General features: G+C 66.6%; 17 protein-coding genes. 5 read left to right on the top strand and 12 right to left on the bottom strand.

Features of this window, described 5'->3' with window-relative positions; genetic code table 11:
* Positions 1-2: 2 nt before the first annotated feature.
* The 3 genes from H5398_RS08160 to H5398_RS08150 form a co-directional block, all read right to left on the bottom strand.
* Positions 3-908 (bottom strand): carbohydrate ABC transporter permease, encoded by a 906-nt coding sequence (locus H5398_RS08160; RefSeq protein WP_182782926.1) that lies wholly within the window; start codon positions 906-908, stop codon positions 3-5.
* Positions 905-1,897, bottom strand: a complete 993-nt coding sequence (locus H5398_RS08155) for a carbohydrate ABC transporter permease (protein WP_182799670.1) — start codon at positions 1,895-1,897, stop codon at positions 905-907. Before H5398_RS08155 ends, H5398_RS08160 begins: the two co-directional genes overlap by 4 nt.
* 75 nt (positions 1,898-1,972) lie before the next feature.
* Positions 1,973-3,289, bottom strand: coding sequence for an ABC transporter substrate-binding protein (locus H5398_RS08150; RefSeq protein ID WP_182782928.1), 1,317 nt, complete (start codon positions 3,287-3,289; stop codon positions 1,973-1,975).
* A 175-nt stretch (positions 3,290-3,464) separates the two neighbouring features.
* Here H5398_RS08150 and H5398_RS08145 point away from each other — a divergent pair, with 175 nt between their 5' ends.
* The 4 genes from H5398_RS08145 to H5398_RS08130 are packed head-to-tail and all read left to right on the top strand — an operon-like array spanning position 3,465 to position 6,519.
* Entirely contained in the window at positions 3,465-4,406 is a 942-nt protein-coding gene (locus H5398_RS08145) for a metal ABC transporter substrate-binding protein (protein ID WP_255443620.1), read from the top strand.
* Entirely contained in the window at positions 4,393-5,145 is a 753-nt protein-coding gene (locus tag H5398_RS08140; RefSeq protein ID WP_182782930.1) for a metal ABC transporter ATP-binding protein, read from the top strand. The genes H5398_RS08145 and H5398_RS08140 overlap by 14 nt, the downstream gene beginning before the upstream one ends.
* Positions 5,145-6,131, top strand: a complete 987-nt coding sequence (locus H5398_RS08135; protein ID WP_182799754.1) for a metal ABC transporter permease — start codon at positions 5,145-5,147, stop codon at positions 6,129-6,131. Before H5398_RS08140 ends, H5398_RS08135 begins: the two co-directional genes overlap by 1 nt.
* Complete coding sequence (locus H5398_RS08130; RefSeq protein WP_182782931.1) at positions 6,118-6,519, top strand: transcriptional repressor; 402 nt, start codon at positions 6,118-6,120, stop codon at positions 6,517-6,519. Before H5398_RS08135 ends, H5398_RS08130 begins: the two co-directional genes overlap by 14 nt.
* Here H5398_RS08130 and recO read toward each other — a convergent pair.
* On the bottom strand, positions 6,516-7,238 hold the full coding sequence (gene recO, locus H5398_RS08125; RefSeq protein WP_182782932.1) for a DNA repair protein RecO: 723 nt from the start codon (positions 7,236-7,238) through the stop codon (positions 6,516-6,518). The genes H5398_RS08130 and recO overlap by 4 nt on opposite strands.
* A gap of 37 nt (positions 7,239-7,275) precedes the next feature.
* On the opposite strand from recO, the gene H5398_RS08120 reads away from it, so the two are divergent.
* Positions 7,276-8,034, top strand: coding sequence for an isoprenyl transferase (locus H5398_RS08120; RefSeq protein ID WP_182783113.1), 759 nt, complete (start codon positions 7,276-7,278; stop codon positions 8,032-8,034).
* A gap of 5 nt (positions 8,035-8,039) precedes the next feature.
* Here the strand turns inward: H5398_RS08120 and H5398_RS08115 are convergent, their stop codons facing one another.
* From H5398_RS08115 to H5398_RS08080, 8 genes are all read right to left on the bottom strand, one after another.
* A complete protein-coding gene (locus tag H5398_RS08115; RefSeq protein ID WP_182782933.1) occupies positions 8,040-8,999 on the bottom strand; it encodes an acyl-CoA thioesterase in 960 nt (319 codons plus the stop codon).
* A gap of 70 nt (positions 9,000-9,069) precedes the next feature.
* On the bottom strand, positions 9,070-11,619 hold the full coding sequence (locus tag H5398_RS08110) for an RNA helicase (RefSeq protein ID WP_182782934.1): 2,550 nt from the start codon (positions 11,617-11,619) through the stop codon (positions 9,070-9,072).
* 11 nt (positions 11,620-11,630) lie between these two features.
* A complete protein-coding gene (gene leuA, locus H5398_RS08105) occupies positions 11,631-13,388 on the bottom strand; it encodes a 2-isopropylmalate synthase (protein ID WP_182782935.1) in 1,758 nt (585 codons plus the stop codon).
* Positions 13,389-13,543: 155 nt separating this feature from the next.
* Positions 13,544-14,410 carry a carbohydrate ABC transporter permease gene (locus H5398_RS08100; RefSeq protein WP_220489255.1) on the bottom strand — a complete coding sequence of 289 codons (867 nt, stop codon included), beginning with the start codon at positions 14,408-14,410 and terminating at the stop codon, positions 13,544-13,546.
* A gap of 3 nt (positions 14,411-14,413) precedes the next feature.
* Positions 14,414-15,370 carry a carbohydrate ABC transporter permease gene (locus H5398_RS08095; protein ID WP_220489254.1) on the bottom strand — a complete coding sequence of 319 codons (957 nt, stop codon included), beginning with the start codon at positions 15,368-15,370 and terminating at the stop codon, positions 14,414-14,416.
* Positions 15,371-15,443: 73 nt separating this feature from the next.
* A complete protein-coding gene (locus H5398_RS08090) occupies positions 15,444-16,715 on the bottom strand; it encodes an extracellular solute-binding protein (protein WP_182799668.1) in 1,272 nt (423 codons plus the stop codon).
* A 150-nt stretch (positions 16,716-16,865) separates the two neighbouring features.
* Entirely contained in the window at positions 16,866-17,792 is a 927-nt protein-coding gene (gene era, locus H5398_RS08085; RefSeq protein WP_182799667.1) for a GTPase Era, read from the bottom strand.
* Positions 17,785-19,095, bottom strand: coding sequence for a hemolysin family protein (locus H5398_RS08080; RefSeq protein WP_182799666.1), 1,311 nt, complete (start codon positions 19,093-19,095; stop codon positions 17,785-17,787). The genes era and H5398_RS08080 overlap by 8 nt, the downstream gene beginning before the upstream one ends.
* Between the last annotated feature and the right edge of the window lie 30 nt (positions 19,096-19,125).

The following is a 19,125-nucleotide window of genomic DNA, read 5'->3' as shown; positions in this document are numbered from 1 at the left end:
GGTCAGCCCTTGACGGCGCCCGAGGTGAGACCCCGGACGAAGTAGCGCTGGAGCGCGAAGAACACGACGAGCGGAAGGATCATCGAGATGAAGGCGCCAGCGGTGAGCAGGTGCCAGTTCTCGCCTCGTGTGCCGAGGACTCCGGCCAAGGCAATGGTGAGCACCGCGTTCTCGCCCTGCCCGAGGAAGATCAGCGCCACTAGCAGGTCGTTCCAGACCCAGAGGAACTGGAAGATCGCGAACGAGGCCAGTGCCGGCATCGACATCGGGATGATCAGCCGCCAGAACGTCTGCCAGTGCGACGCGCCGTCGATCTCGGCGGACTCCACCACCGACTTCGGCAACGACGCCATGTAGTTGCGCAGGATGTAGACAGCCAGCGGCATGCCGAAGCCTGTGTGCGCTAGCCACACTGTGGCGAACTGACCGTTGATGCCGAGCTGCTGGAAGATGATGGACAGGGGCACGAACGACACCGCGTTGGGCACCACGAGGAGGCCGACGATGACGATGAACAACACGTCACGACCCTTGAACTCCATGAACGTGAACACGTATGCGGCGAACGCGGCGATGAGGATGGGGATGATCGTCGCCGGGATGGCCACCGTCATCGAGTTGATGAACGCGTCGCCGAAGGGGATGGCGCCCGTGGTCATCACTTCGCGGTAGTTGTCGATCGTGATCTGAGCGGGGTTGGCGAACACGTTCCACCACCCGTTGGCGTTGGCCTCGGAGCGCGGGCGCAGCGAGGTCAGTAGGAGGCCGATGGTGGGGATGAGCCACAGCAGGCACATGATCACGACCAGTGACTCGATCACCCACAGGAACTTCCCCGAGCCCACCGACCGGCCCGATTCCTCACCACGCTTGGTCTTGACCTTCTTCGGGGCCACTACGGTGGTCATGAGTTCGCCTCCTGGAGCCGGAACTGGCGGACCTGGTATACCAGGACCGGGATGATGGCGATGATGAGGATCACTACGATGGCTGAGGCCGTGCCGGGATCACCATTCCGGAACAGGGACGCATAGAACCCGTTGACCAGCACGTTGGTGTTGTAGTTGCCGTTGGTCATCGAGTAAACGATGTCGAAGATCTTCATGACGCCGATGAGCACGGTGATGAACACCGTGATCACCGTGGGCCACGCCTGCGGGAGGATGATCCGCCAGAAGATGGCGGTCTCCGAGGCGCCGTCGATCCGGCCGGCCTCGATGGTGTCCTCCGGAACGCCCTTGAGCGCGGCCGAGAGCAGCACCATGGCGAAGCCCACCTGGGTCCAGATGTAGACCACCATGAGCAGGAAGGTGTTGAACCTGACGGCGTCAATCTGCAACCAGGTCTGGGGGGACCCGCCCAACCCCACGAGGATCGCGTTGAGCAGACCCACCTGGGACGATCCCTCGGGACGCCAGGCGTAGACCAGGTTCCAGATGGTTGCGGCGCCCACCATCGAGATCGCCATGGGCAGGAAGATGATGGACTTGGCAGTCTTCTCCGCCATGGGCTTCAGCTTGTCCACCAGCACGGCGACCAGCAGACCCGCGGCAACAATGGCTGCCGGGGCCACAATGATCCACAGCACGTTGTTGATCAGGGTGTTGATGAACCTGGGATCAGTGAAGAGGGCAGTGTAGTTGGCGAGGCCGACGAACTCCATCAGCCGGCCGTTGCGGCCGCGCCGGAAGCTGGCGATGACTGTCTCCGCGGCGGGATAGAGGAGGAAGATGCCGATCGCGGCGTAGGCCGGCAACAGCAGCGCATAGGGCTTGAGGCGGAGCTCCCACTTCTTCGGGAGAAGCTCACACGCCTTGTTCAACAGCCAGAACAGCGCAACTGCGCCCAGCACACCCACCGCGACCGCGCCGAGCGCGAGGCCGAGTTTCTCAAACATAGAGGTGCTCCTGAGGGGTGGAGTCGGCGGTGACCCGAGAGCGAGCCACCGCCGACGCGGGTTGGGAAGGGGCGACTAGCTCGCCGGCCAGCTGGCGTCGATGGCCTGCAGTGTGGCGTCGAGATCGGTGCGGCCGCTGGTGAAGTCCACCATGCCGGTCCAGAAGCTGCCGGAGCCGACGGCGCCGGGCATCTGGTCCGAACCGTCGAAGCGGAACACCGACGAATCGGCCACCTCAGCCGCGACGTCCTTGAGTACCTGGTTGGGGTACTTCTCGACATCGAAGGTCTTCAGCGGGGACAGCCATGCGCCGGTACCGACCTGGGCGTCGCCGAACTCGGGATCGGTGGTCATGAAGGCCATGGCCTTCTTGACGTTGGCGTCGTTCTTGGTGAACGCGGCCGCAAGGTCGCCTCCACCCAGAACAGGGCTCTCACCTGAGACGCTCGGGGTCACGAACATCCCCACCACGGTGTCCAGCTGGGCGAAGATCTCGTCAGGGAAGAAGCCCTGCTGAGTGATGAAGTTGCCCTGCTTGCCCAGGTAGCACTTGGGCTCGGGGTCGAACATCGGGTTGAGCGCATTGGCGAAGGAGTTGGACGAGGAGTTCTGGATCCCGCCGTAGACGTTGCCCTCGGTCATGAGGACCTCCTCGTAGACGGCGAACGCCTCGCGGATCTCGGGGCTGTCGAACTTGATCTCGCCGCTGACCCACTGGTCATACACCTCGATGCCACCGGTCTGCAGGACGTAGTCCTCGATCCAGTCGGTGGCCGGCCAGCCGGTGGCCGAGCCGGACTCCATGCCGTAACACAGGGGGGCGACGCCGTCGGCCTTGATCTGATCGAGCAGGGCCAGCAGGTCATCGTGGGTCTCGGGCACGGTGTACCCGGCTTCCTCGAACGCCGGCTTGTTGTACCAGTAGAAGGACTTGCCGTTCATGGCCATGGGAGCCCCGTAGACCACGTCGTCGACGGTGGCCGCGTCCAGGAATCCAGGGATGATGTCCGACTCGAGCTGGCCCAGATCCACCTGGGTGCTCAGTTCGGCCAGCTCCCCCTCCTCGGCCAACGCCTTGAGGATGCCCGGCTGGGGGAAGATCGCGATGTCGGGGGCGTTGCCCGACTGGACCTTCGAGTTGATCTGGACTTCGAATTCGTTGGACTGGATCCAGTCGAAGGTGATGCCGTTGGCTTCGCCCCAGGTGTCCATGTCCGACTGGAAGGCCGTCGACTGATCGCCCGAGAAGGCGTACATGACCTGGATGGTCTCCTTGGCGGTCTCTTCACCCTCGGCCTCCGAGGCCTCAGGGGTGGATCCGCCGCCGAGGCATCCGGTGGCCAGCAGACTCAGGGCCGCGAGGCCGGAAATCAAGGAAATCTTTTTCCGCATGACAGATCGCTCCTTTGCGTGGGAGTTGACTCATCGCCTGACGATCGTTGTCAAGCGCGCTCCAGTCGAGATATTGCCACCGTCGACACCCGCAGCGCATTACTTTCGTCAGGGAGTTATCAAATCGTGACGATCGGGTTTGACGCCCACGCTTGTCTAATTGATAATGGTTCTCATGTCTCACATGTCTCGACTCGTCGGCGTCAGCGCCGCTGCGGTTCTGCTCCTCGCGGCCTGCGGATCCTCCCCCGCGTCCGACCAGCCCGCGCCTCACGTCGTAGCGGCCTTCTACCCACTCGAGTGGGCGGCCTCCTCCGTCCTGGGCGAACACGGATCAGTGACGACACTCACCACCCCGGGAGCGGAGGCGCACGATCTCGAGCTCACGCCGCAGCAGATCGCCTCCCTGGCCGATGCGGATCTCGTGGTGTATCTCTCCGGGTTCCAGCCCGCGGTCGACGATGCGATCGAGCAGTCGGGTGCCGAGCGGGTCCTCGATGCGGCGACGGTGGTCGATCTGCTTCCCGTGGCCGAGGAGCATGTCCACGGCGCCGAGGAGGAGGAGCACACCGCCGATGACGGACACGACCATGGCGAGTTCGATCCCCATTTCTGGCAGGATCCCACCCGCATGGCCGCGCTCGTGGAGGAGCTGGGCGCGCAGCTGGCCGAGATCGATCCCGAACACGCTGGTGACTATTCTGCCGGTACCGCCGAGAGCGTGTCTGCGCTCGGCGTCCTGGACACCGAGCTCGCCGCCGGACTCGATGAGTGCGCCCGACGCGAGTTCATCACCACGCACGCCGCATTCCACTATCTGGCCAACCGCTACGAGCTGACCGAGATCGGCATCTCCGGGGTGAGCCCCGACGATGAACCCTCGCCGGCGCGGATCAAGGAGATCCAGGACGAGGCCAGCGCCCACGGCGTCACGACGATCTTCTTCGAAACGCTCACCTCCGACGCGGTGGCGACCTCAATTGCCGAGGACCTCGGGCTCGAAACAGCCGTGCTCGATCCGCTGGAGGGGATCACCGACCAGTCCCCCGGCACGGACTACCCTTCGATCATGCGCGCCAACCTCTCCGCACTCTCCACCGCCAATGACTGCAGCTGATCCGCTCCACGCCGAGGGACTCTTCGTCTCACTGGGCGGCATGCCGGTCCTCCGGGACGTGTCGATCTCGGTTGCGGAGGGCGAGGCCGTTGCCCTGTTGGGTGGCAACGGCTCAGGCAAGTCGACGCTGATCCGCGCATTGCTTGGCCTGGTCCCCCACCAGGAGGGCACGGTGGACTTGTTCGGGCAGTCCCTGGAGACGTTCCGTGACTGGTCCCGGATCGGGTACGTGCCTCAACATTCCTCCGTGGCGGTCGCAAACGCGACTGTGTGGGAAGTGGCGGCCTCCGGGAGGCTGGCCCACCGTCGCCCGTTCCAATGGCTGGGCAGGCAGGACCGCGACGCGCTGCACCGAGCGTTGGACCTGGTCGGATTGAGCGCTCGCGCCCGCTGGCCCTTCAGCGCCCTGTCCGGTGGGCAGAAGCAACGGGTGCTGATCGCCCGCGCCCTCGCCACCCACCCGGACCTTCTTGTGATGGACGAGCCGCTTGCCGGAGTCGACCTGCACAGCCAGCAGGGAATCGCAGAACTGCTGTCACGCCTGGGCGACGAGGGGTTGGCCCTGCTGGTGGTGCTCCACGAACTCGGGCCGATGGGCACGGTCCTGCACCGCTCGATTACACTCTGCGACGGTCTGGTCGTCGAAGCCGAGCCCACCGGGGCCCATGAGTGCGACCCGGACCTGACCATGCCGTCCGTCGTGGGTCTGTCCGACCCGATTGCAGGAGCTTTCACGTGATCGAGATCCTCAGCCTGCCGTTCATGCAACGCGCCCTCCTCGCCGCGCTGCTCAGCGGCCTGATCGCCCCCGCCATCGGGACCTTCATCGTCCAGCGGCGGATGAGCCTGCTCGGTGATGGCCTGGGGCACGTGGCGATCATGGGTGTCGGCCTGGCGCTCATGACGGGGTGGGCGCCACTACCCGTCGCAGTGGTCACCGCCGTGGCGGGAGCTGTCACCGTCGAGTTGTTGCGCCAGCACGGGAGGGCCTCGGGAGACCTGGGCCTGGCCATCCTGTTCTACGGCGGCCTCGCCTCGGGTGTGTTGATGGCCGGTGTCGCGGGCCAGGGCGCTGGAGGACTGTCTGCGTTCCTCTTCGGCTCACTGACCTCGGTGAGCGAGGGTGACATCGCCCTCATCGTCGCCCTTGCCGTGATCATCCTGGCCCTGACCATCGGGCTCGCGCCGAGACTGTTCGCCGTCTCCGTCGACGAGGACTATTCGAGGGTCCTGGGCATCAGGGTCAAGGCCCTCAACCTCCTCGTGGTGGTCCTGGCTGCCATCACGGTGACCGTCTCCATGCGCACGGTGGGACTGCTGCTGATCAGTGCGCTCATGGTGATCCCGGTGGCCACATCGCAGCAGATCTTCATCGGCTTCACCACCTCATTCTTCGGCGCCATGGGTGTGGGAGTTGTGGCCGCGGTCGGCGGCACCATCGGCTCCTTCTACCTGGACACCGCAACCGGCGCCACCATCGTCGTCACCGCCATTCTGCTGCTGGGGTTGTCCTGGGTGTTCGGCCGGTGGACCCGTCGCTCCGCCAGGTTCATCCCCTACGTCGAGGATCACGGCCACTCCCACACCTATCGCCAGGCCGAGGCGCACGACGACTCGTTCGCGCACACGCCTGGGGTGAAGGTGATCCAGCACGGCGACCACCTGGACTACGTCCACGACGGCCACCGTCACGCCCTCCATGGGGATCACTATGACGAGCACTAAACCCACCACGCGCCACACCTGGCAGCGCGCCGCCGTCCGGGACCTCCTGGAGGGCGGTGAGGAGTTCCGCACCGCCCAACAACTCCACGACCAACTTCGGGAGGTGGGCGCCAAGGTGGGGCTGGCCACCGTGTACCGGGCACTGCAGGCCATGGCCGAGGCCGGCGAGGTGGATGTGCTGCGGACCCCGGATGGCGAGGCGACCTACCGACGGTGTTCGTCTGGTCACCACCACCACCTCGTGTGCCGGTCCTGCGGTTATTCGATCGAGATCGCCGCCCGCGAGGTGGAGGAGTGGGCAGCGCGCGTCGCGCAGGCCAATGGCTTCACCGAGGTGGTGCACGACGTGGAGGTCTTCGGTCTCTGCCGCACCTGTTCCGCGGGCTAGCGTTCGAAGTAGGGAAGCGATCGGAGCGCCTGGTCCAGGTGCCACGTGGCGTAGGCGACCACCATGCCGTCGACCCGCTTGGCAGTGGCGAGATCAGTGGCCTGGGCCACCGCCCAGTCCCCGCTGAGCAGGGAGCCGAGGTGCGTGGCGGCCGCCTGGTCCAGTTGGCCGGCCCCCGAGGCGCGGCATCCGGTGCAGACCGCCCCGCCGCCCACGGGTGAAAACCAGCGCACGTCCACGCTCCCGCAGCCGGCACAGCTCCTCGTCGACACGGCGTACCCGGCCACCGCCAGCGCCCGCAGCAGGTAGGAGTCCACCACCAGCGGCGCGGGGCGCTCACCCGCCTCGAGCGCGAGCAGCGCGCCGAGCAGGAGGCGGAACTGTTGAAGGGCGGGGCTGTGCTCCTCCGCGACGAGGCGGTCCGCCGTCTCGACCAGCACCTCCGCGGCGGTAAAGCGCGAGTAGTCGGCGGCGAGCCTGCTCGAGTGGAGTGCCTCCACCTGGGTGACCACCTCCAGCGAGCCTCGCCCCTCCGCGAACTGGATGTCGACGTGATGGAACGGCTCCAACCGGCCGCCGAACTTGCTGGAGGTCTTGCGCACCCCCTTGGCCACGGCGCGGACTTTGCCGTGGGTGCGGGTCAGCAGCGTGATGATGCGGTCCGCCTCGCCCAGCTGATGCGTCCGCAGCACCACCGCTTGGTCGCGATAGGTCGGCACAGCATCGAGTGTAGGCGGGTAGTGTCGGAGCGTGCCCATGCCCCGCCGCCGCCCCACCCCGCACCCCAGCGGAGCGAGAGCTCCGGAGATCCCCCGGGCGGCCCTCCCCAGACACGTCGCGATCGTGATGGACGGCAACGGAAGGTGGGCCAAGCAGCGGGGGCTCAAGCGCACGGAGGGGCACGCCCGCGGCGAGGCCTCGCTGCTGGATGTCATCCACGGCGCGGTCGAACTGGGCATCCCCTACCTGTCGGCGTACGCGTTCTCCACGGAGAACTGGAAGCGCTCCCCCGACGAGGTGCGATGGCTGATGGGCTTCAACCGCGACGTCATCCACCGCCGCCGGGACGAACTCAACGACCTCGGGGTGCGTATCCGCTGGGCCGGCCGCCGTCCGAGGCTGTGGGGATCGGTGATCAAGGAACTCGAAGTGGCCGAGGAGATGAGCCGACACAACGACACCCTGACCCTGCAGTTCTGCGTCAACTACGGCGGCCGGGCCGAGATCGTCGACGCGGCCCGCGAGATCGCTCGTCTGGCCCGGGCAGGCAAGTTGGACCCCGACCGACTCACCGAGGAGCGGTTCGCACGGTTCCTCGACGAGCCCGAGATCCCCGACGTCGACCTCTTCGTGCGCTCCTCCGGCGAGCAGCGCACCTCGAACTTCCTGCTGTGGCAGTCCGCGTACGCGGAGTTCATCTTCCTGGACAGGCTGTGGCCGGATTTCGACCGCCGCGACCTGTGGGCCGCCGTCGAGCAGTACTCATCCCGGGAGCGGCGCTTCGGCTCAGCCTGAGCCTCTCAGAGGTCCGGCGGCAGTTCCTTCGGCACAGGCCGGAGCAGCTTCCGGCGGATGTCGATCATGGCGCGTGCATGGGTCTCCAGGGCCACGTCGCCGGGCAGCACCGGCTGCCACGGAGGCACGGGTCGCTTCCGGCCCTTCTCATCGACTCCGCAGTAGACGATGGTGCAGTGCGTGGTCTCCCTGAGGTCCCTCGTCCGGGGATCTCCCGAGCTGACGTGCACGGAGATGTGCATGCTGGTGGTGCCGGTGTGGAGCAGCCGCGCGGTGACTTCGACGAGATCCCCGATGAACATGGGGCGGTAGAACCGCACGCCACCGGCGAAGACGGAGGCCACCGGTCCGGCGTGCCAGCGTTCGGCCACCACCTGGGCCGCCTGGTCGATCCAGTTCATGACGTAGCCGCCGTGCACCTTGCCGCCCCAGTTGACATCGGTCGGCGCTGCCAGGAAGCGCAGGGTCTCGCGGCAGGACCCGGTCTCGACGTCGTACTCCTGGCCCCCCATCTCCTCTTCGATGGCCCGGCGCGCCACGTTGATCTCCAGCGCCCGATCGTGCTGGCCCCGCTCCCACTCGTCTCGCGGCTCGAAGGGGGGAACAGGGACCGGTTTGCCGTCCTCCATGGCGACGAACTGCAGGACGCACTGGGTATTGAGCACCCGCGCCGACGAACGCGGGTCGCCGCTGGAGACGGTGCAGACCACCTGGAGCGACGTCCTGCCCGTGAGTACGACGCGGGCCTGGACCACCACGAGGTCGCCAACGTGGATGGGGCGCGTGAAGTGGATGTTGCCGACGTAGCCGGTCACCGCATAGGTGCCGGCCCACCCGACGGCTGCGGCGTAGCCGGCCTTGTCGATCCACTCGAGCACCTTGCCTGCGCTCATCAGCCCACGGACGTTGGCGTCCATGGGTTCGGCGAGGAATCGCAGTGTGACGCCGCGCTGAGTGCCGGGCATGCAGACACGCCTTCCGTGATGGGCGAGGTGATGCGCGCAGCGTAGCTGAGGGGAAGGATTGGGGCGGCGATCAGTCCAGGCGCTGGAACGCAACCGCGAGGACCACTGCGGACCCAGCAGCATCGCTGGCCACCAGATCCGCCTCGGCGCGGATCATCCAGTCATGGTTGCCCTGAGGATCGTGAATCACCTGGAGCACCGTCCAGCGCTCGCGCCCCTTCTCGATCCGGAAGAGCCCCGGGCCGCGGGCGTCGCCGTCGGTGAGCAGGTCCTCATGCTCGTCCCAGTACTCCCCCAGGGCCTCGTCCCAGGCGTCGGCGTCCATCAGGATCCCGAGCGGCGGATCGACCATGACAGAGGCTTCGGCGTCCATGGCAGCCAGGGCGGCGATGTCGTCGCGGGCCGCGAGTTCGACGCGACGGAACATCGCGGTGCGGATCATGGCGGTGAAGGCGCGCTCGTTGCCGGTCACCGGCCTCGGTGGCGGCGGGGGTGCCCCCAGCGCCGCGGCTGCGACGGCCGCAGCCACCTTGTCCGGATCCGTCAGGGCCTCCCACTCGTCGAGCAGGGACGAGTCGGTCTGGCGGACCGTCTCCCCCAGCCACTCGACCAGGTCGTCGAACTGCTCGGTGCGATGCTCGTCCGGGACGGTGTGGCGCAGCGCCCGGTACGCGTCCGACAGGTAGCGCAGCAGTCCGCCCTCGCTGCGCTGGAGCTTGTAGAAGGACACGGCCTGGTTGAAGCTCATCGCCCGCTCCCACATGTCGCGCACGACGGTCTTGGGTGACAGCTTGGAGGCCTCCACCCAGGGGTGCGACTGGGCGTAGATGCCCATGGCGTGCTGGAGGAGCTCGTCGAGGGGCTTGGGCCAGGTGATCTCCTCGAGGCGCTCCATCCGCTCGTCGTACTCCACCCCGTCTGCCTTCATCTGCGCCACCGCCTCGCCGCGGGCCACGAACCGCTGAGCCAGCAGCACCTGGAACGGGTCCTCCAGCACCGCCTCGATGATGGAGACGACGTCGAGGTGGTGGGTGGGTGAGTCCGGGTCCAGCAGCGCCAGCGACGCCACCGCGAACGGGGCGAGGGGCTGGTTGAGAGCGAAATCGTCCCCGACGCCCTCGGACATGGCGCACCACCGGCCATCCGGATCCGCGGCGCTGAGCTTCACCAGCACGCCCGAGCGCAGAAGCGCCCGGGTCAGGGCCAGGGCTCGCCGCGTGAGCTCGCGCTTCCGGCCGGACGGCTCGTGCGACGCCTCGATCAGCGCACGCATGGACTGTGCACCGCTGCCTGGTCGCTGCGCGATGTTGAGCACCGTGGAATGGGTGACCTGCATCCGCGACACCAGCTGCTCCGGCTCGGCGACCACGATCTTGTCGAAGGTGTCCTCGCTCCAGGCGACGAATCCCTCGGGCGGCTTGCGGCGCACCACCTTGCGCCTGGCCTTGGGATCGTCGCCGGCCTTGGCCAACGCGCGCTCGTTCTCGATCACGTGCTCCGGGGCCTGCACCACCACGAAACCCACCGTGTCAAAGCCGGCGCGGCCCGCGCGGCCCGCGATCTGGTGGAACTCGCGCGAGCGCAGGCGCCGCACCCGCGTGCCGTCGTACTTGGCGAGCCCGGTGAACAGCACGGTGCGGATGGGGACGTTGATGCCCACGCCGAGTGTGTCGGTACCGCAGATGACCTTGAGCAGCCCGGTCTGAGCCAGCTGTTCGACGAGGCGCCGGTACTTCGGCAGCATGCCCGCGTGGTGCACGCCGATCCCGCGGCGCACCAGTCCGGACAGGATCTTGCCGAAGCCGGGCCCGAACCTGAACGCCCCGATCTCCTCGGCGATCCGGGCGCCGTCGTGCTTGGTAATCAGGTTGAGCGAGAGCAGCGACTGGGCGCGCTCCAGCGCGTCGGCCTGCGTGAAGTGAACGACGTAGACCGGCGCCTTCTGCTCCTGGATGAGGTCCACAACCCGCTCCTGGAGCGGGGTCATGGACCATTCGAACAGCAGCGGCACCGGCCGCTCCGCGTCGCTGATCAGGCTCGTGGCGCGGCCCGTGCGGCGCGTGAGGTCCTCCGCGAGCGCGGTGAGGTCGCCCAGGGTGGCGCTCATCAGGAGGAACTGCGCCTGGGGGAGCTCCAGCAACGGCACCTGCCACGCCCAGCCCCGGTCCGGCTCGGAGTAGAAGTGGAACTCGTCGGCAATGACGAGGCCGACGTCGGCGGCCCGCCCCTCGCGGAGCGCGATGTTGGCCAGCACCTCGGCCGTGCAGCAGATAATGGGGGCGTCCGCGTTGACTGAGGCGTCACCGGTGACCATGCCGACGTTGTCCGCGCCGAAGACCTGACACAGTGCGAAGAACTTCTCACTCACCAGGGCCTTGATGGGTGCGGTGTAGAAGCTCACCCGATCCGTCGCCAACGCCGCGAAGTGCCCCGCCAGCGCCACCATCGACTTCCCCGAACCCGTCGGCGTGGACAGGATCAGATTGTTACCGGTGAACAGCTCGATGGCGGACTCGTCCTGATGGGGGTAGAGCGAGAGGCCCTGCCCTTCGGCCCACGACGTGAACCGCTCGTAGAGGGAATCGGGATCGGTGGCGACGGGATCGGTGAGCTTCAGCAAACCCTCGCCGATCAGGCGGGGGCCATGACCCACGCCGCCGCGCGGTTCAGGGCGCTCAGGATGGCCTTCATGGAGGCGCTGGTGATGCTGGGGTCCACGCCCACGCCCCACAGGACCGTGGCGTCGTCGCCCTCACCCACCTCGCACTCGACGTAGGCTGCGGCCTTGGCGTCGCCGCCGGCATCAAGCGCATGCTCGGTGTAATCCAGCACCCGCACGTGGGCGCCGGCCTGGACCAGCGCGTCGACGAACGCGGAGACGGGACCGTTGCCCTCGCCGTCGACCTCGACGTTCTTGCGCGTAGGGCCGTCGATGACGGCCCGGACGTGGAACTGCCCGTTGCTGGAGGTGGAGCCGGCCGAGTCCAGGCGCCACGGACCGTCGCTCAGGTACTCGCGCTCAAAGATGGCGAACATCTGGGCCGGGGTGACCTCACCGCCGGAGGTGTCTGTGTGGGCCTGCACCACGCGCGAGAACTCGATCTGCAGCCGGCGCGGCAGGTCCATCTTGTACTCGTTCTTCATCAGGTAGGCCATGCCCCCCTTGCCGGACTGCGAGTTGACCCGGATGACTGCCTCGTAGGTGCGGCCCACGTCGTGGGGGTCGATCGGCAGGTACGGGGCCTCCCAGTCGATCTCGTCGACCAGCTTGCCCTGGCGGGCGGCCTCGGCCTCCAGGTGCTCCAGGCCCTTCTTGATGGCGTCCTGGTGCGATCCGGAGAACGCCGTGTAGACCAGATCACCGGCGTAGGGGTGGCGGGGGTGCACCGGCAGGCCGGTGCAGTACTCCACCGTGCGGCGGATGTGATCGATGTCCGAGATGTCCACCTGCGGGTCCACGCCCTGGGTGTACAGGTTGAGGGCCAGCGTCACCAGGTCCACGTTGCCGGTGCGCTCGCCGTGCCCGAACAGGCATCCCTCGACCCGGTCCGCCCCGGCCATCTGCCCCAGCTCGGAGGCCGCGACAGCGGTGCCGCGGTCGTTGTGCGGGTGCAGGGAGACAGCCACGTGCTGACGGTCGCGGATGTTGCGGATGAAGTACTCGATCTGGTCTGCGTACGTGTTCGGCGTGGAGCGCTCGACGGTGGCGGGCAGGTTGAAGATGATCTCGCGCCCCTCCCCCGGCTGCCACACATCGCTGACCGCGTTGCACACCTCGATGGCGAAGTCCGTGGGCGTCTGGGTGAAGATCTCCGGCGAGTACTGGTAGCCGAACTCCACATCGCGCAGATGCTTGTCCGCGTACTTCATCACCAGCTCGGTGCCGCGGGTGGCCAGCTGGACGCACTCCTGCTCGGAAATGCGGAACACCACCTTGCGGAACAGCTCGGCGGTGGCGTTGTACATGTGGATCGTGCCGCGCTGGGCGCCGACCAGCGACTCTGCCGTGCGGCTGATCAGGTCCTCGCGGGCCTGGGTCAGGACCGAGATCGTGACGTCGTCGGGGATCTTGTTTCCCTCGATCAGCTGCCTCACGAAGTCGAAGTCCGTCTGGGAGGCGGACGGGAACCCCACCTCGATCTCCTTGTAACCGATGTCGACCAGCAGCTCGAACATGCGCATCTTCCGCGACGGGGTCATCGGGTCGATCAGGGCCTGGTTACCGTCACGCAGATCAGTGGACAGCCAGCGAGGTGCCTTCTCGATGCGCTTCGAGGGCCACGTGCGATCCGGCACGTCTACGGGGATGAAGGGCGTGTAGCGGTGCACCGGCATCGGGGTGGGCTGCTGCACGGGTGTGGGCTGCGGGCGGGTGGTGAAAGCGTTCATCTGAGTATCTCCTGGGCTGTATCGGTGCGCCAGACGCGTACAAGCACCGCAGCGAGGGGATCTGGCTCAGAGATTCTGGGCCCCGCTGCGGCAGCCAAGGAGGAGGGTATGCCGTGCCACGTCGGCCACTGTAGCACCGTCGGCGAAGCTTGCCACTACTTGACGGAACCTGCCGTGAGTCCACCGATGAGCCGCCTCTCGATGAAGCTGAAGAGAATCACCACCGGGACGATCGCGATCATGGCCACCGTGAACAGGTACTGCCAGTCCTTGATGTAGAGCCCCAGGAACCGCGGCATCGACACCGTCAGCGGCTGCAGGTTCGTCTGCTGGACGAGGATGAAAGCGGCCGAGAACTCGTTCCAGGTATTGACGAACACGAACACGATCGCCGTGACGATGCCCGGCCAGACGAGCGGAAGCGAGATGCGGAACATCGTCTGCAGGCGGCCAAGCCCGTCGATCAGAGCGGCCTCGTCGATCTCCTTCGGGACCGAGGCGAAGAACGCCTGCATGATCCAGATCGCGAAGGACAGGTTGAAGGCGGCGTTGATGAGGATCAGCGCGGCCCACACCGCGTAGCTCTGCCACCCCTTGAACTGCTGGAACAGGCCCACCGCCAGCACCGTCGGCTGCAGCATCTGGGTGCAGAGCACCAGGAGGAGGAAGACCATGCGACCCGGGAACCGGAACCGGGCCACGTAGTACGCGGCCGGGGTGGCCACCAGAAGCACCAGCAGGGTGGCGCCCAGCGAGATCACCGCGGTGGCCAGCAGCGATGAGGCCGGGTCCACCTCTGAGGCCCATACGGTGAGGTAGTTGTCCCAGCGTGGCGTGGCCGGAAAGTAGTCAGGGGGGATGTTGGTGATCTCGAGGCGGGTCTTCAGGGAGCTGATGAACATCAGCGCGTAGGGGAAGCCGAAGAAGGCCACGATGACCAGTGACCCGGCGGCGATGAACCAGGGGCTTGGCGGCTTGTTGATGCCGCCCCGGACGGCGCGTTGCTCTCTCACGTTGGCCATGGCTCAGGCCACCTCCTTCGTGGGCTGCACGACGATCAGGTAGATGGCGATGATGACGAGGCAGAACACGAAGTTCAGCACCGACAGCGCCGACGACACCCCTGGACCGAGCGCGCGCTGGTACTCGAACATGAGCGTCGTGGTGATGTGCCCGGTATGGAAGCCGGGGGTTTCCTGCAGCAGGCGAAGGATGGGCAGCGAGTTGAACACGTTGATGATGTTGATCAGCGCCGCCACCGCGATGGCGGGCCTCAGCAGGGGCAGCACGATGAACCCGTAGCGCTGCAGCTTGTTGGTCCCGTCCATGTGCGCGGCCTCGAGCACGTCGTCGGGGATGGCCTGGAGGCCGGCCAGGATCGTGTAGGTCGTGAAAGGGAGGGACACGTAGATGGCCACGAACACCGCGACCCAGAAGGCGCTGGTGGGGTCCTTCGTCCAGGCCCGGGCCGTCTCGATGATGCCGGTGTCCACCATGAGCCGGTTGAACAGGCCCACGTTCTCCTGAAGTCCGTAACGGAAGACTGTCGCGGTCATGACCACGGAACAGGCCCACGGGAGGATGATGAACAGCCGCAGCGCCTTGCGGCCACGAAACTCGATGTTGAGGAACTGGGCAAGGAGCAGGGAGAGCACGACGGTGACTGCGACGACCACGACGACCCACACGACGGTGTTGAGGAGAATCCGCTCCACCGGCACGCCCGGGAACGTCAATGCCCCAGCGGGACCGATGTAGTTGTCGAGGCCGATCGGATCAGGGCTGCGCTTGATGCCGCGGTTGTTGAACTTGAAGAACGACGTGTAGATCATGAGCGCCGCGGGGAAGAGGACCACGCCCGCGATCAGGACGACGGTGGGGAGCAGCCAGGGAAGGGACGTGAGGGTCGCCCTGAGACCGGAGTTCTTCGACCGACGACGCGTGCTCGTGGGCACGCTCGTGGGCGTGGCGGTCAATGACACTTCAGTTCCTCCTGGGTGGGGCCATGGGAACGGGGCGGCACCGGATCACGATGCCACCCCGTCCTGCGTGTGGTCAGGCCTGGGCGTCGACCTGTGCCTGGATCTCGCCGAGAACCTCAGCCGGATCGCCGGTGCCCACCTTGTAGGCCGAGCCCTGGAGCGCGGTCTGGAGAGCATCCCACGTGGGGTTGCCGACAGGCAGGAACTGAACGATGGACAGGGCCTCGAGGAACGCGGCGCCGATCTCGTCGGACTCCGCCTGCCCCTTCTCGATCATCGAGGTGGTCACAGGCAGCAGGCCTGTGCCCTTGTACCACCCCTCGTAGAGCTCGTCGGAGTACAACACGTCGAGGAAGGCCGCGGTGGCCGCCTTGCGGTCCTCGTCGCCGTTGTCGAAAGCGACGATGAAGTCGGTCACGCCGAGCGCCACGCCGTCGCCACCGTCCTTCGCCGGGATCGGGGCGAGGGCGACGTTGATGCCCTTGGCCTGCGCGTCGGAGACGATCGCCGAATGCGCCATCATCATGCCGAGCTTGCCGGCCTGGAACAGGTCGGCGACGTCGATCCGGTTGTCCTCGAGGTTGGCCTGGGTGTAGCCGGCCTCGAACATCTTCTTCATCTGGCCGAAGGCCTCGACGGCCTCAGGGGTGTCCGCCTTCAACGCGTCGCCGTCGGCCCAGTCGCCACCGGCGCCCCAGAGCCATAGCGAGGACTCCACCTGCGCCTCCTCGCGGCCCAGCGGCATTCCGTAGCCGCGGACGTCGCCGCCCAGCGCGACCAGCTTCGCCGACGCCTCTTCGAGCTCCGCCCATGTGGTGGGCGGCTCGGCGATGCCGGCAGCCTCGAACATGTCCACGTTGTAGGCCATCATGCGCGACGTCGCGATGTCCGGCGCAGCCCACTGGGTGCCGTCCGTGCCCATGCCGTTGGCGAGCAGGGAGGGCTCGATGGAGGCGAGGGTCTCAGCGGACATGACCTCGTCGATGGGATAGAGGATCCCGGCCTCGGCCGACGCCGCGAACGCGTTGTCGTTGAGGATGTCGGGGTAGTCGTTGGCCTGGATGCGGGCGGACACCTTGTCGGAGAACCCGTCCCAGCCCTCGATCTGGAGCTCGACGGTGACATCCGGGTAGGTCTCGTTGAACGCGGCGATGACTGCATCCCAGTCGGCCTTCGAGGTGTCCGAGTAGGACGGGGCCATGACCTTGATGGTGGTCTCCAACGAGCCGGCATCCACCGAGGTGGCGTCGCCTGTCGAGGAGGGGGTGGTGTCGCCGCCGCATGCCGCGAGGGTGAGGGCGCTGACGATGGCCACCGCGCTGAACTTGAGGACACGCTTCTTCACGTGCGGTTCCTTCCTGTCTTTCGATCAACCAGGAATGGTTGTTGCCCGTGATACTAGGAGCCGCCCACGAGGGTGCGCGCGAATCGCCCGCGCCGTAATCAAATAGTTACCGTTAACAGGCCAAACGCGCAGAATGGCTGATCGCTGTGCTCAGAATCCGAGCCGGTTGAGGTGCTTCGAGTCGCGCTGCCACTCCTTGAGTACCTTGACGTGCAGATTCAGATGGACGCGCGTGCCGAGCAGAGCGTTGATCTGTTCGCGCGCCTGAGTTCCGATCTCGCGCAGGCGGGCACCTTTGTGGCCGATGATGATGCCCTTCTGCGAGTCCCGCTCCACCACGATGGAGGCGAAGATGTCGGTCAGCGGCTTGTCCTCCGGCCTGTCGGGTCGGGGGAGAATCTCGTCGATGATCACCGCGATCGAGTGGGGCAGCTCATCGCGCACCCCTTCCAGCGCGGCCTCGCGGATGAACTCCGCGATGAGCGTCTCCTCGGGCTCGTCGGTGATCTCGCCGTCCGGGTAGTAGACCGGACCTTCGGGGAGCAGCGCCACGAGCGAGTCTCGGACGAGATCGATCTGATCGCCTTCGGTAGCCGAGCACGGGATCACCTCGGACCATTCGATCCCCAGCTCGGTGGCCACCTCACCGATGTCCACCAGGTGTGAGAGTTGCCGTTGCTTACTCACCAGGTCCGTCTTCGTGGCCAGAGCCACCAGGATGGGCCTGCGCGGGAGCTTGGCGATCTCACCGATGATGAACTTGTCGCCTGGCCCGATGCGCTGGTCGCACGGCAGGCAGACGCCCACCACGTCGACAGATCCCCACGTCTGGAAGACCAGGTCGTTGAGGCGCTGCCCCAACAGGGTGCGGGGGCGGTGCAGGCCAGGTGTGTCGATGACGATGAGCTGGCCGTCGTCCCGGGTCACGATCCCGCGCACTGCATGCCTGGTGGTCTGCGGCTTGCTCGAAGCGATGGCGATCTTCTGGCCGACGAGGGCGTTGGTCAGCGTCGACTTGCCGGCGTTGGGCCGGCCGACGAAGCAGGCGAATCCGGATCGGTAAACAGGCTCAGTCATCGTCGCCTTCCGGGGACTCAGTAGGGGTGAGGTCCGCCTCGGTGAGGCGTCGGGCAAGGACGGTGCCGATCTGGTGGCGCCGGCCGACGGCGCGGTCCGCGATCAGCTCGATGTCGCCGACCACCGTGCGGGCGCCGGGGATGGGCACCACATTGAGCTGCTTGGCCATGAGGCCGCCGACGGTCTCCACGTCATCGTCGTCGAGATCGACGCCGAAGAGGGCGCCCAGCTCGTCGACGGGAAGCCGCGACGAGATCCGGTAGCGTCCCTCCCCCAGGTCCGCGATGACCGGGGCGTCCAGGTCGTATTCGTCGACGATCTCGCCGACGATCTCCTCGAGGATGTCCTCGATCGTGGCCAGCCCCGCGGTGCCGCCGAACTCATCGACGACCACAACCAGGTGAGAGTGACTGAGCTGCATGTCGCGCAACAGATTGCTGACTGGTTTTGAGTCAGGGCAGAAGGTGGCGGGCCGCATCAGCTCCGCGACCGTCTCCCGGCGCTCGGAGTCCGGGAAGTCGTAGACGCGCTTGGACACGTCCTTGAGATAGATGATGCCGAGGATGTCATCGAGGTCCGTGCCGACCACCGGGATCCGGGAGAACCCGGAGCGCAGCGCCAACGACAGCAGCTGGCGCAAGGTGGTGTCCTGCTTGACGAACACCACGTCCGTGCGCGGAACCATGACCTCCTTGACCAGCGTGTCGCCGAGCTCGAAGACGGAATGGATCATCTTCGACTCCCCCGCCTCGATGAGCTCCTGCTTCTCGGCGATGTCGACGAGGTCTCGCAGCTCGGCCTCCGTGGCGAACGGGCCGTCGGCGTAGCCGCGCCCGGGAGTGAGCGCGTTGCCGAGGAGAATCATCAACTGGGCGATCGGCCCGAAGAGCGTGGTGAGGCCCGAGACGAGGGGTCCGAACATCCGCATGGTTCGCTCGGGGTTCTGCCTGCCCAGGGTTCGTGGGGCCACGCCCCACAGGATGAACGACACAGCCAGCATCACGCCGATGGTGACCAGCGCGCGCTGCCAATCCATCTGGAACTGGGTGAACACCACGAGGCCTGCCAGGACGATCGAGGTGATCTCCAGCGTCATCCGGGTGAACATCACGGCGTTGATCGACGGCGCCGGATCCTGCGCGATCAGCTTGATCCGCTCGGCCCCACGCTCATCATGATCCGCCATCCGCTCGGCGCGGGCCTTGGTGGTGACACTCACCGCCGTCTCGACCGCGGCGAGGATGGAGGCGGCCAGAGCGCACGCGAGCGCGATGCCCAGTTCTATCCACTCGGACTGTGTCACGTGGGGTGTTCAACTCGCTCGGGTCGGGGA

Origin of the sequence: Tessaracoccus sp. MC1679 (assembly GCF_014164775.1) — a bacterium.
In the GTDB taxonomy this organism is placed as follows: Bacteria; Actinomycetota; Actinomycetes; order Propionibacteriales; family Propionibacteriaceae; genus Arachnia.
This window is presented reverse-complemented; position numbering and strand designations above follow the sequence as displayed.